12 protein-coding genes are annotated in these 12,597 nt (G+C 41.3%); 5 read left to right on the plus strand and 7 right to left on the minus strand.

What is annotated here, in order from left to right; translation table 11 throughout:
* From A3IE_RS0104740 to A3IE_RS0104760, 5 genes are all read right to left on the minus strand, one after another.
* Entirely contained in the window at window positions 1-1,125 is a 1,125-nt protein-coding gene (locus tag A3IE_RS0104740; protein WP_157832835.1) for a tetratricopeptide repeat protein, read from the minus strand.
* A gap of 113 nt (window positions 1,126-1,238) precedes the next feature.
* The gene (locus tag A3IE_RS0104745) at window positions 1,239-3,425 is read right to left on the minus strand and encodes a type VI secretion system Vgr family protein (protein WP_020394448.1); all 2,187 of its coding nucleotides are present in this window, start codon (window positions 3,423-3,425) and stop codon (window positions 1,239-1,241) included.
* A 142-nt stretch (window positions 3,426-3,567) separates the two neighbouring features.
* Window positions 3,568-4,794, minus strand: coding sequence for an NAD(P)/FAD-dependent oxidoreductase (locus tag A3IE_RS0104750; RefSeq protein ID WP_020394449.1), 1,227 nt, complete (start codon window positions 4,792-4,794; stop codon window positions 3,568-3,570).
* A 24-nt stretch (window positions 4,795-4,818) separates the two neighbouring features.
* Window positions 4,819-5,130, minus strand: coding sequence for a MocE family 2Fe-2S type ferredoxin (locus A3IE_RS0104755; protein ID WP_020394450.1), 312 nt, complete (start codon window positions 5,128-5,130; stop codon window positions 4,819-4,821).
* Between the two features lie 18 nt (window positions 5,131-5,148).
* The gene (locus tag A3IE_RS0104760; RefSeq protein ID WP_020394451.1) at window positions 5,149-6,231 is read right to left on the minus strand and encodes a fatty acid desaturase family protein; all 1,083 of its coding nucleotides are present in this window, start codon (window positions 6,229-6,231) and stop codon (window positions 5,149-5,151) included.
* 136 nt (window positions 6,232-6,367) lie between these two features.
* Here A3IE_RS0104760 and A3IE_RS0104765 point away from each other — a divergent pair, with 136 nt between their 5' ends.
* Both A3IE_RS0104765 and A3IE_RS0104770 read left to right on the plus strand, forming a co-directional pair.
* Window positions 6,368-7,396 carry a LacI family DNA-binding transcriptional regulator gene (locus tag A3IE_RS0104765; RefSeq protein ID WP_020394452.1) on the plus strand — a complete coding sequence of 343 codons (1,029 nt, stop codon included), beginning with the start codon at window positions 6,368-6,370 and terminating at the stop codon, window positions 7,394-7,396.
* A gap of 127 nt (window positions 7,397-7,523) precedes the next feature.
* Window positions 7,524-8,357 carry a TIM barrel protein gene (locus A3IE_RS0104770; protein WP_020394453.1) on the plus strand — a complete coding sequence of 278 codons (834 nt, stop codon included), beginning with the start codon at window positions 7,524-7,526 and terminating at the stop codon, window positions 8,355-8,357.
* 38 nt (window positions 8,358-8,395) lie between these two features.
* Here A3IE_RS0104770 and A3IE_RS0104775 read toward each other — a convergent pair whose 3' ends face one another.
* Both A3IE_RS0104775 and A3IE_RS0104780 read right to left on the minus strand, forming a co-directional pair.
* Window positions 8,396-8,767 carry a hypothetical protein gene (locus tag A3IE_RS0104775; RefSeq protein ID WP_020394454.1) on the minus strand — a complete coding sequence of 124 codons (372 nt, stop codon included), beginning with the start codon at window positions 8,765-8,767 and terminating at the stop codon, window positions 8,396-8,398.
* A 78-nt stretch (window positions 8,768-8,845) separates the two neighbouring features.
* Entirely contained in the window at window positions 8,846-9,214 is a 369-nt protein-coding gene (locus A3IE_RS0104780) for a hypothetical protein (RefSeq protein ID WP_020394455.1), read from the minus strand.
* 327 nt (window positions 9,215-9,541) lie between these two features.
* Here A3IE_RS0104780 and A3IE_RS0104785 point away from each other — a divergent pair, with 327 nt between their 5' ends.
* The 3 genes from A3IE_RS0104785 to A3IE_RS22415 all read left to right on the plus strand — a co-directional run bounded on the left by A3IE_RS0104785 (window position 9,542) and on the right by A3IE_RS22415 (window position 12,531).
* On the plus strand, window positions 9,542-9,964 hold the full coding sequence (locus A3IE_RS0104785; protein WP_020394456.1) for a hypothetical protein: 423 nt from the start codon (window positions 9,542-9,544) through the stop codon (window positions 9,962-9,964).
* A 4-nt stretch (window positions 9,965-9,968) separates the two neighbouring features.
* The gene (locus A3IE_RS0104790; protein WP_020394457.1) at window positions 9,969-12,209 is read left to right on the plus strand and encodes a M48 family metalloprotease; all 2,241 of its coding nucleotides are present in this window, start codon (window positions 9,969-9,971) and stop codon (window positions 12,207-12,209) included.
* Between the two features lie 139 nt (window positions 12,210-12,348).
* A complete protein-coding gene (locus A3IE_RS22415; RefSeq protein ID WP_083900575.1) occupies window positions 12,349-12,531 on the plus strand; it encodes an IS1 family transposase in 183 nt (60 codons plus the stop codon).
* Window positions 12,532-12,597 lie beyond the last annotated feature (66 nt).

Here is a 12,597-nt window from a genome sequence, read left to right on the forward strand (position 1 = left end):
TTAATGAACCTTTCCTAACTCGTGTAGTTCTAGTACATAGGCTTGACGCTGAACTTGAGAGAGCGGTATATGAGCTTGCGTAAGCTTGCCTAAAGTCTCCACTAATTCTTCTTTAAAATCGAAGCGGCGACAAATCTCTAAAGCCTTTTCCCATAAACTAATAGCTTGAGTAGTATTTAATTGTTTTAAAGCGCAATCTGCCTGTTGATGAATAGCATTTAAAGCGCCATCTAAATGGAGCATTTTGTAAGATAATTGCTCCACTTGCGCATAATACTGCTCTGCTAATTGAAAGTTATTTCGATTATATTCTGCATTAGCTAAATTAGTAGTAACATTATTTAGAAGTACAGCAGCTTTAGATTGAATAGCTGGCTCAATAGCGCCCTCATAGACATGAATGGCTTTGTCAAACTCGCCTTGGCGCGCATAAATATCGCCAACTGCATTAATTGTTACTGCTTGGAGTGCATAATTGTTGGTAGATTGATAGTAGCCTAATAAACGCTTAAAGTAGTCATATGCTAGGTCAAATCGTCCATGAGCACTGTCGATCATGGCTTTTTGTAGCATGGCATCAAAGCGTTCCTTATTAGTTAAAGACTCATCATAAATAACTTTTTCAAGAGCGTTATCAATCGCTTGGGGCGACATATCAAAGCGATTGAATTGGATGCGAGGTAGCTGAGCCAAAGAAGGTGACTGTATTAAAGGGTCTGGCAAATCGCGAAAAATGAGGCGCAAGCCCTGCATCCCATCACGAATACCTTGTTGGGGCGTAAATGAGGCTATTAAATCATGCCAAGCGGCACGATTTTGAATAGACTGAGGATACAACACCCAAATAATTTTATGCTCGCCTATATCGGGCACTAAAGAGCGTGTATACATCATTGCCAAACCTAAACGCTGTAGTGGACTATATTGCGAATTTTCTAAATCAGGAGATGGCGGCTTTAAAGGTTGCAGCTGCTCTTTTTCAGCTTCTTGATTAACCATTTCGAGTTGGAGTTTTAAATGTTTTATAGTGAGTTCGGTATAATTAACACTATCTACAAAATCATCAGCAAAAAATAAAAAGACATCAGATTGTGTTGCATCTTCTATATCACGAATTAATTTCATCACAAAACCTGCTTCATTGTCAGTGCAAGACAAAATCATTACTAAATTCTGTCTTTGAGTAAGGAATTCATTAACTTCATGATTTAGCTGATCAATGATGCTTTGCATGATACTTAATTTATTTTAACTAATGCTCCGGTTATATTGTGAGTTCCTACTGCTGCCGAGGTTATTTCTGCAGCACTGGATGCAATTTTCGTATTGTCGAAAGTAGTATTTTGTGTGCCTACACCTACTTCTACTTTTTGCGTGCCTAAAATGGATATATTCTTGCCAGCTAGCTTGATAGTTCCATCTGCTTTCATTAATAAAAGACTGGCACCAACATGTAGTTCAATTTCCGTAGCAGCAGTAATGGTTATTTTTGCAGTGGAAGAAGTGATATTGATATTACTATTGACGGTTGTGCTTTGTTCGTTTTTGAAGGTTTCTGTAACTTTGCCATTAACGATATGTTCTTCACTGCCCGTCTGAACATCTAGTTTGTGATTGCCATTTTTTATGGTAACCGTTAAGTTTTGAGCGATGGTAGTCGTTTGGCTATTATCAAAATCCTCTTTAACTAATTGTTCAACATGCCTCGTTTCCGTTCCTTTTACTACATCATGTAAATAGTTGCCCTCCAATATTTTGATTGAAGTATCTTTGGTAATATTTTCTGTATGAGTACCTAGTACATCAATTTTCTTGTCATTATCAATTTTTTCACTTTTATTATGGCCTACATGCAAAGAGCGGTCATGACCTACATCTTCGCTACGATCGTTTTCGGTAATATTGGTATGATTTCTTTCCGCATGGATATAAAGCTGCTCCTGCCCTTTTTTATCCTCCATACGAATTTCATTGAAATTTGCACCGGTGCCACCTTTGGAGCTACGACTTTTAATGCCACTTTGGGTTTTATTGGCAGGCAAACCATAAGGTACAATTTGCTCACCGTTATAGACACGCCCAGTAATAATAGGGCGATCAGGATCACCTTCTAAAAACTCGACAATGACCTCTTGTCCAATGCGAGGGATATGAATGCCACCCCAATTTTTTCCCGCCCAGAGTTGGGAAACGCGTACCCAACAAGAAGAATTTTCATCCGATTTACCATAGCGATCCCAGTGAAATTGTAGTTTTACGCGACCAAATTCATCGGTGTATATTTCTTCGCCAGCAGTGCCTACTACAATAGCCGTTTGTGGGCCACGAATATGGGGCTTGGGTGTGAGGCGAGCAGGACGAAAGGGGGTTTTGCTATCAATGACATTAAAGCTATTGCTATAGACAGGTTGTTGGGTCGCACTACGAGCTTCATAAACATCCTCATTTAATAAATGAGTAATGGAGGTGATCAAATACTCGCGGTCTTGATCAGGTCGTGCATAGTCTTGTAGCTTGAATAAACCGCCAGCAAGCATGTTGCGTGCATTACTTTGGCCATAAGCTTGTTCATAAGCCGCTTGTAATTCTTCTAAGCGAACGCGCACATAATTACCACCCTCATCCAACTGTTCGTATTCCCCCGGATAATCATAGACTTCATAATCAGCCAAACTGTGGGTTTGAATAATGGAGTGATTGGTGCGTAAATCAGCTTTAGGCCGCTTAAAATCGAAATCTTTGAGAACATACTTTCCCGGTAAGACTTGCTTAGAGACTTGCCAATACGTGCAATAATACTCTTCACGTGCTGTGGCATCCGGAGGATAAAAAGTTAGTTTACTTTGTGCGGGGATGGGTTGGTGAGCGCCATAATTGTCCGCTAGGATGAGATCATGTTTGCCGTTTTCGTGGGTAAAGTAATAATAAATACCTTCTTGCTCCATGAGGCGACTGACAAAATTAAAATCGGTCTCACGGTATTGGACACAATAATCCCAATTAGCATAAGTTTGGCTTAGTTTTTCCTTAAAATCAGTATAACCCAAATAACGAAATACGGCTTTGATAATGTCTGGGACGCTTTGTTTTTGGAAAATACGGCAATCAGCAGTACGTGTTAAAAACCATAGCCAAGGTGAAATAGTAGCTTCATAGACGGCATAAGAACCTTGATTCATACTTTGCGCTAGTGCGGTGACATAACCGTTGAAATAGCGTGTCCCACTTTCTAAACTAAGACGAATAGTGACCTTGGTGCCTAATAAGTCTTCGAATTTAATATTTTCTTTGAGGCTGAATAATTGGGCTTGAATAGTGGTGAGTTGAGAAAGTTGCTCATGGATAGTTGCGCTACGTAATACAATAACATCCTTGCCTAACGAAGTTTCGATGGCTATCTGTCGTTGTGCCTGCGTAATATCCATAACAACCCAACTCCTTCCTCTTAGTATGGTTAGGGTATCTTTATGGAATTGTAGCAAAGCTTAAGGCATTGTGGCTGAAAATATTGGACTTATTAAAAATTTAGAGAAAATTAAATTTATAACCCCATCTAAGGTCTAAATTTTATTTTAATAACTTCTTCAAATTCAGGTTCGGATCTGCTAATAGCTGTGGCGCAACCTTAGCTTTCTTAGCAATCAGTAGTTCTGCAATACGAATAGCTTTTGCCACCGCTGTTGCAACGCCAAGCCCCGCTGCCATCACAAGATGACCTGTTGAGTCTAATTCAAATTCAATCAAGGAGTTGTCGCTCAAATAACGTACAACACGTTGATGTTCGGGCTTGGTCAGTCCAGCGACTTGTAAACCCAACTCATATTGATCCGACCAGAACCAAGGTACAGCGCTATAGGGTTGTTGTACTCCTAATAAATTGTTTGCAGCGAGATTGCCTTGTTGTTGAGCACTGCGCCACGTCTCTAAACGCAGTCTGCCCTGTGTGGCATGTAGAAAGTTACAACAATCACCCGCTGCGTAAATATGCGGGTCTGCGGTTTGCAGATATTCATTCACCACAATACCATTATCAACAGCTAATCCAGCCGTTTGGGCTAAGTTGACATTGGGTGTTGTACCAATGGCAACAATTACTGAATCAGCACGAAGTTCAACACCCGTCTTTACTACCAAGTTGATTTTGTTTTTATCTTGGTAAGCGCGCTGAATAGTTCCATTATAGATTAAATGTACACCTGCTTGTTCGTGACGTTTAGCAAGCGCTGCGGCAATGTTTGCAGGAATAGCGCGACGCAAGATGCGGCTATCCGCTTCTACGACCGTCACTGCTGCCCCTAATTGGCGGGCGCTGGCGGCGAGTTCTAAACCAATTAAGCCACCACCAATCATGACTATATGTTTGCCAGCCTTTAAGCCTAGACGAATGCGTTGTGCATCCTCAAAGGTTCGTAAGTAATAGCAATCTATCCCCATTAAGGTTGGCAATTTGCGTGGGCTTGCACCCGTAGCCAGCAGGAGCTTGCTATACGCTAGGGCTTGGGATTTGCCATTCGTTTCAAGCGTAATGACTTGCAGTTCACGTTGAATGGCCGTGACTTTGCTAGCTAAGTGCAACTGAATACGCGCTGCATCAAATTGTTGCGCTGAGGCAATGTAGTAGGGTTCAAGTTTAGGTTCAAGCAACGCTTGTTTGGAGAGTGGTGGACGTTCATAGGGGAGTTGATGTTCTTCGCTGATTAAAGCGATTTCACCACTGAAGCCTTGTTCACGCAGTGCAAATGCTGCTCGCGTACCACACTCGCCCGCTCCTACAATGACTATTCTCTCAGTCATTCGCTCTCTCCTCGATGACCACAGTTAGACTTGAATATAGAGCGTGTTGTTTTCTACCTTCACGGGATAAGTTTTTAAATTCACGCACACCGTCGCTCCCAATGCAGCACCTGTTTTATAGTTAAAACGTCCATTATGCTTGGGGCACTCAATGATATTATCCATGACCAATCCATCGGCTAGCTGCACTTTTTCATGGGTGCAAAGCCCGTCAGTAGCATAAAATTCACCTTCGGGACTATGATAAACGGCGTAACTGTGTCCACCATAATCAAAACGTAATACATCTTCTGCGTCGATGTCATCTGTTACGCAGGCTTCAATCCATTGGCTCATGATGCCCTCCTGTGTTGGCTAGGCTGCTGTTATAAAATGATGAGAGTTGGTAGTGGGCGTTTCAGGTGTTGCAGGGTTAGGTAAGGGACGCTTGATGTAATAGCTCGGGTCAGTTAATTGCCGTTTTAGTGCAGGAATAATCTCTTGATAAGCTGCCAACATCGTTGGATAGGGAGGAGGGCAATCCTTTTCCATTGCTTCATGCAGTTCGGGCAAGCGGTGATAGGGTACCATCGGGAACATATGATGTTCGAGATGATAGTTCATATTCCAATAAATAAACTGGCTGACAGGATTCATGTAGCAGGTGCGACTATTTAAACGATGGTCGAGAGTGTCTTCTGCTAAGCCTGCATGTTGAATTAGGCCGGTCAGCACATGATGCCAAGCACCATAAATTCGCGGTAAGCCAATCAGCACTAAGGGCAGCCAAGAGCCAACACTTAAGCTTGTGGCAATCGTGACGGTATAGATGGCTGTCCAGATACGAGCGACTTGATAAATCTTAGACCATTCGTTTTCCGGTACATAGTCCTTGTCTTCGGCACGCATGTGCCCAGTCGCATTCATTAGCATAGTTTTCATGGCGTGATAAACATCTATCACGCCAATAAAACTTAAAGCGATTAAGCACAGATTCGGTGGACGTTTGACCGCAATCTCAATATCACGCCCCACAATAAGGGTGTCAGTATGATGGCGTGCATGACTCCATTTCCACGTCACCGGATTGCGCATCATCATAAAGCAAGCGATTTGATAAACTAGATCATTTTTCCAAGCGGTTTTGAAGGCTGTGCCATGACTGCATTCATGCCAGCGACTATCACCAGCGGAGCCATATAACACACCATAGGCCATGAAAAAAGGTAGCGCCCACCAAGTCCCCCACAGAGCAATGCCACAACTCGCAAAGACTAGCATTGAGCCTAGCCATAAGACGGTATCATGGGTAGCAGGCCCATCGGAGCGTTGCATCAGTTCTTTCAGGCGTTTGCGTGGAATAGCGGTTTTATACCAAGTAGCATTGGCTAGGCCGCACTCGACAGCACGAGCGTTTTCGGGGCCAGTGAGTGAATAATCACGTCCTTGAATAGACATAATGAACTCCAACTCCTCTTGTTCCAGACAGCACTGACTATCCGTAAACCATCTTAAAAATGCAAGTTTTTGCAGTATTTAGTATCATTTTCTATCATGCATTTGAATTTAAAATGATAGAGAGATTTTCAAATCTATGGCTAAACGCATAACGATTGCCGATGTTGCCCAAGCAGCCGGGGTGAGTATAGCAACGGTAGATCGGGTAATGAATAAACGTCATCCGGTACGTGAAGTCACCGCTAAACGCGTTTATGAAGCGGCTACTAGCATTGGTTATCATGCAGCGAATGTGATAGGGGCACGTTTACAGCACGATTTGCCGGTGTATCGGGTCGGTATTTTATTACAACGCCCCCAGCAAGCTTTTTACCAAGCCTTGGCGCGTACCTTAGAACAGCAAGCGCAGTTACAAACGCAATGCCGCTTGATTGTGGATATTGAGTTTCTGGAGTCCCAAGTGCCGTCCACGGTGGCGCAACGCTTACATAAGCTGGGGCAACGTGTGCAGGCCGTTGCTATAGCGACTATTGACCATGCCAGTATTACGGCGGTCGTTGAGGCGTTAAAGGCGCTTGGGGTGCCAGTATTTAGTTTATTGTCTGATATGGCTGATGGTGTAAGAACCGGCTATGTGGGTGTCGACAATCGTAAAGCCGGACGTTTGGCGGCTTGGCTAATTAGCAAAATGACTAAAAGAAGCAGTGGCAAAGTGGCTTTATTTGTCGGTAGTCACCGCTTCTTGGGGCATGAAATGCGCGAACTGGGTTTTCGTACCTATTTTCGTGAACATGCACCTGAGTTTGAAGTGATTGATACGGTATTAAATTTGGAGGATCTCAGTTTAACGCATGAGGCAACACTCGATTTATTGGGGCGTTATCCTGACTTAGTTGGCTTTTATGTCGCTGGAGGGGGCATGGAGGGAGCGATTGCCGCCCTACGGGAAGAGCAAAAAAATGGTCAACTGATGGTAGTGTGTAATGAGTTGACCCCTGATTCACGGGCGGCCTTAGTGGATGAAATTATTACCCTAGTCATTTCCACGCCATTGGTTCCTTTGGCGCAAGTGCTTTTTACTCAGATGATAAACGCCCTAGAAGGTAAAGCTTATCAGAGCCAGAGCTTCTTAGCATTTGAGGTCTACACCTCCGAGAATCTTTAAATGCAATAAATCTCGCATACTTTTCATAAAAGCTTGCAAAATTTGCGAGCTAATGACTACCACAATCTTGACCTAACGCCAGCAAATCGTGATAACTCTGGAATAGCTATTAATGAGGAGAGTTTTCATGAGTGCCACTCAAGTACAGTTTTGTTTGAACCATATGACTACCCCGAATCTGTCCCTAAAAGACTTTTTTGCCCTCAGTAAAAGTTTGGGCATGGATGCAGTCGAAATTCGTAATGACCTGCGAAATAACGCCATTATGGATAGTACTCCCCCTGAGCAAGTCAAACAGCTTGCACAGGCAGCCGGTGTGAAAATCGTGTCCATCAATGCTCTGCAACGTTTCAATGCGTGGACGCCAGCGCGTGAACAAGAAGCGCTTGCCTTAGCGGATTATGCCCAAGCTTGTGGCTCAGAAGCGCTAGTCTTAGTACCAGTGAATGACGGTTCGGGCAAAATGGAAGGCGAGCGTCAGGCGAATCTGATGACGGCTTTAGTTGCTTTAAAACCACTGTTAGCGGCACGTGGTTTGATAGGTTTAGTCGAGCCATTAGGGTTTGAAATCTGTTCGCAACGTTCCAAGCAAGAAGTCGTGGATGCGATTAACGCGGTGGATGGTTTGAATACTTTTCGTATGGTGCATGACACTTTTCATCACCATTTAGCGGGAGAAAATCAATTTTTTCCAGCGCTAACGGGCTTGGTGCACATTTCAGGGGTGGCTGATCAAGGTGTGCCTGTGTCTGACATGCGTGATCCACACCGTGTATTTGTCGATAGCCATGATAAATTGGGCAATATTGAGCAAATTAATACTCTACTGAACCAAGGCTATCAAGGCTATTTCTCGTTTGAATTATTCTCAGGCGACGTGCACAAATTGCCTCAGCCAGCTAAGGCTATTCAAGCCAGTATGGATTATATTCGGAATGGTTTGGCGCAATTAGCCACTTAAGTTATCCTACCCTTGTCATATTTGAATTTTGACAAGGCTTAGTGGATTTTACTGGCGTAACAAGCATTGAGTTCTTGGTCGCGCGAATCGAGGTAAGCAAATAATACACGCGGCGGCATTGGAGCGCCGATCAGCTCACCGCTCATGTGCCGTTCGCAATAGCGATAGTAATCCTCATAAACACCCCACCATCTTTCCACCGGCGCTAAGTTACATTGTGCCAGCATATTACGGTTGTTTTGTTCAAGATGACGGTTGGCGTAAGCATCACAGGTTTGTTGAATCACGACCTGAGACATGCGCGGCGCCTTAGGGACAACAGGCGCGCTAGGTTTGGCAGTAAAATCCTCTGCAAAGCTCAAATGAGTTAATAGCAGGCAAGACAAACCCAAACGGATAGGTGTTTTCATGAATTCTCTCTCTGGGTGGAACAGTGTTATAGGGTTAGGAGTTTACTACCGTATAAAGTTCCATAAAAATACCAAAAGTCAGTATATTTTACTGGAATAGCAGGCGTTCAATTGCCGCTCTCGATCTTGGATATAGTCATCCAAACTATTCGCAGGCAAGGGAGCGTTAGGTCCAAAAATGCCTTCCGTCAACCATACTACACATCGGTCATACCACTGAGCATAAGATGACTCCCATACCTCTGGTGGCTGTAGGTTGCATTGAGCAGCACGATTGCGCTCGTTTTGATCTATAATTTTAGCGGCATTAGCGTTACATTTCTGCACTACCCACATGGGTATAGCGGGTGGTTTAGGGTTAATAGGTGCACGTTCCGTTAGCCATGGATTAGCGAAACCAGTACTAGCTAGCAATAAACCAGTGAGTCCTAAACAAATTTTCTGCATAACTTTCCTCCTAAAGAAACGCAAACTGAGTAATTATTATAGGATAAAAAGATACCAAAATAAATCCATATTTTATGAATGACTCGGTCGAATAGAGGGTGGTAATGCAGTTTAAGAGTTGAAATACTATTTGCTTGTTACTCTTCTAACCTCATCACACAATTTTAGCAAACAATGGAATATAGATGATTCAACTCATTTAACGCCCTACCATTTTTCTGATGTATTTCACCGTTATGCGAGTTCTTAACCTTTCTATTTATTGAGCAAACTGTAGCCAAAAACTGTTAAGCTACTATATAGTTACTCATCATGTGAGGTCTTGTCATGAAAAAGTGGTTTGGAAAACGTTTCAAAAAAGCCTTAATCCCTCCAAGCTTGACTGAAAGTAAAGTAATTGTTGAGGCTATTAAAATCCTCCAAGTTAACCAGTCAGATAATACTGGCATGGGTTTTCATAAGCTTGAAAAAACTGCGCAATCTATTGTTAATGCTCAGCGCATCCTAGAAGAGCATGGAGTCAACTTAACCAGCCAAGAGTTAGAGCAGCTTGTACAATATATGCAAGACTTGCAAGCCTATAAACAGGCATATATTAGACTAGTAGTGCAGCTTATACTTACGTTTATTGTAATAGCGGGTGCTATAAGCTTTATAGCCTTTAAGAATCCATCAGATGAAGTCATTAAAGCTTTATTAATATTGATTGCAACAATTATTGGTTATTGGTTTTTCCGTTCAAAAGGCTAGTCAAATGAAAAAAGTATCAGAGAAGAGAAATAACCTAAATGCAAATGAGTACTTAATTTATAATAATAGTATATCTAGCGTATTATTTTTAGCTAGCATTTTTTTGGCGATAACCTCTTTATTCACTCTTATACCATGGGAAAGTCTGAAAAGCTGGCATAACAACACTCTATCCTCCAATGAAGTAGTTAGAGTTCTATTTTTTTTAAGCTCTCCTATTTTGTTAGGATTAATTATTTTTTTAAACTGGTGGCGACATCAACAGCAAAAAAAATATATTTTAAATAGTACGCACTCTTTAAGTTGGAAGACAATTGAAGAATACATTACTTTAAATGAGCTTTATAAACACTATCCAACTTTAAGTACAGTACATCTGTACATACGAGGCAATTTATCTGAAATCAAAGAAAATGGGCAAAAAATACAAAGCTCCCCTTATAGTTATCTTTTAAATGAAAAAATAATTGTATTACCAGCATTATTATGGAAGCGTCTTCAACAACATCCTGTTGCTCTGCAAGCTATATTAGCTCATGAGCTTGCGCACTTTCAACACAACGATATTCGTTGGTTAGAATGGATTAGACACTTATTTCAAGCTATCTTTATCCTGCTTTTAGCAGATTATCTTTTAAAGATTTTTACATCAATGCCTAGCTTAAGCTGGCCTATTTTGCAAGCAACATTAGCTGGAAAGTCATTTTCTTTTACTAACTTACTAATTTTAACCTTGCTTTACTTTTTTACAGTAAGCTTAGAAAAATGGCGTGAGGCTTTAGCTGATGCTAAAGCTATTCAAGTAGTAGGTGAGCAAGATTTTCAACAGGCTGAAGAATTAATCTCAGGAAAAAGAGCAAGCCAAGAGCAGCGCTATGCCTCTTGGTTATTAACCCCATGGCACTGGTTTGTTCTGGGTGTTTTTATTGTGGTAATTAGCAATCAATTGGCAGCCCCCTTTGCTTATATAATACAAAACCATGCTGTAGAAAATCAAGTTATAACACTAGCATTTCATATATTCACTAGTTTTCTACCTTATTTATTTTTTGCGAAAGTCTTAGATATTTATAATAATCAGATTCCTCTAAAAAAACCAAAGACTATTGGATCGCTTGGGTTTATGTTAATACTAGGGAGTGTTATAGGGCATATACTAAATCAGGCTATCCCTCATATTATTTCTACACTTGCTATGCCTGCTGGCTACGACTATGTCTATAAGCATGATCCTGCCGCCCTCTTAGGACAAATGCTACTAGCTGGATTTACTAATTTTTCTTGGTTGTTTTGTCTTGTGCTTTTAGGCTTTGCTCTAGCAAAAACTATAAAAATAAATTTTATAATTTGGATTCCAGGTTTAATCTGGATTTTTTTAGCACCTTTTGAGGCAAATACTTTTCCGGAAGCCTTCAACGGTTTTTTCACGCTTTTTATATTAATAATATTAATGCTGCTACTATTCTTGATGGCTTTTTATAGGCGAATGTTAGTTTTTCCACTTGGATTGATACCCTTGCTAATGCTAGCAAGCGGCTATTGGGTGGGTTTAGGTGATATTAATCATCTTTCAGAAAGCTATTCACAGGCAGCAGTAAAAGCTGAGCACCTACAAAAATGGGATAGAGCCATTGAATTATACAAAAAAGCTGCTTTTTTTGCCCCAGGTATGGGTGAAGCAAAGCTTCCTTTAATTTTGGCATTACACCATACCCAGCAGCTAAACGAAGCGATCGAAATAGCCGAGCAAGCTATCCATGCACCTTTAACATCAAGTTGGAGCAAGCGCTTTACTTTGCTTACTACAGCAGCAAATATGTATTTTACTAGAAGAGAGCCTAATGACCTTATTAGAGCTGCTGATCTGTACCAGAAAGCGGAGATGCTTTGGAGAAATAACTCTCGTTTAGATAACAGAGAAGTTGCATCCATGCTATATAATCAAGCTTGCTTAAGCATTTTTCAGCATGGTGTAAATATTCATGCACTTGCCCGTTTGTTAGAGGCTATTGCACTTCACAGGCCACTAGCGTTAGATATTCAGAAGGATGAGGATTTATACCACTTACACTTAGAGAACTTACCCAACTTGTCAAAACAGCAAGAACAGCTATTGGAGTTAATATTAAATCAGCAGGATATTAGTGCTCCTAAATTAGTCAATTTAGCTGGGACTCATCATCAACTTTATAGTACTGTTTTTTTGCATGTGATTCGTAATATATCTCTAGGGCAATTGTTTTAAGTAAGTTTTTGATTAGCTTGAGATAGTTCTAAAGTCAAGAACGATTTCTTGTAAGAAAGCACTTATAGTGAATTTTGATTAAGAGGCTACATATCATTTTTGGTGCGAACCCTAGAACAGTTGATTTTTACCAGCAATCATGTGTAGTCTGTTAATCAAAATTCACTATACTCAGTCGATTGAACGGCAAAATCTCAACTTCCGTACCCGCATCAAATGTCTGGCTCGCAAGATCTTATGCTTTTCCAAATCCCTCGAGATGCACCACAAGTTTATCGGCGAGTTTATTAATAGAATTTTTTTCAACTCTTCTAAAGCATGACCTAGAGGGTTATAGGATTATTGAGTGATAGCGTGATAAGGTTGTTCATCTGTGAACTGATGGCTG

The sequence above is a fragment of the Thiolinea disciformis DSM 14473 genome (assembly GCF_000371925.1).
Lineage (GTDB): Bacteria > Pseudomonadota > Gammaproteobacteria > Thiotrichales > Thiotrichaceae > Thiolinea > Thiolinea disciformis.

Coding starts and splice junctions, on each gene's coding strand:
- A3IE_RS0104775 (WP_020394454.1), bottom strand. CDS start 8,767: ATGAAAACACCTATCCGTTTGGGTTTGTCTTGCCTGCTATTAACTCAT.
- A3IE_RS0104790 (WP_020394457.1), top strand. CDS start 9,969: ATGAAAAAAGTATCAGAGAAGAGAAATAACCTAAATGCAAATGAGTAC.
- A3IE_RS0104765 (WP_020394452.1), top strand. CDS start 6,368: ATGGCTAAACGCATAACGATTGCCGATGTTGCCCAAGCAGCCGGGGTG.
- A3IE_RS0104780 (WP_020394455.1), bottom strand. CDS start 9,214: ATGCAGAAAATTTGTTTAGGACTCACTGGTTTATTGCTAGCTAGTACT.
- A3IE_RS0104755 (WP_020394450.1), bottom strand. CDS start 5,130: ATGAGCCAATGGATTGAAGCCTGCGTAACAGATGACATCGACGCAGAA.
- A3IE_RS0104785 (WP_020394456.1), top strand. CDS start 9,542: ATGAAAAAGTGGTTTGGAAAACGTTTCAAAAAAGCCTTAATCCCTCCA.
- A3IE_RS0104770 (WP_020394453.1), top strand. CDS start 7,524: ATGAGTGCCACTCAAGTACAGTTTTGTTTGAACCATATGACTACCCCG.
- A3IE_RS22415 (WP_083900575.1), top strand. CDS start 12,349: ATGTGTAGTCTGTTAATCAAAATTCACTATACTCAGTCGATTGAACGG.
- A3IE_RS0104745 (WP_020394448.1), bottom strand. CDS start 3,425: ATGGATATTACGCAGGCACAACGACAGATAGCCATCGAAACTTCGTTA.
- A3IE_RS0104740 (WP_157832835.1), bottom strand. CDS start 1,125: ATGAAATTAATTCGTGATATAGAAGATGCAACACAATCTGATGTCTTT.
- A3IE_RS0104750 (WP_020394449.1), bottom strand. CDS start 4,794: ATGACTGAGAGAATAGTCATTGTAGGAGCGGGCGAGTGTGGTACGCGA.
- A3IE_RS0104760 (WP_020394451.1), bottom strand. CDS start 6,231: ATGTCTATTCAAGGACGTGATTATTCACTCACTGGCCCCGAAAACGCT.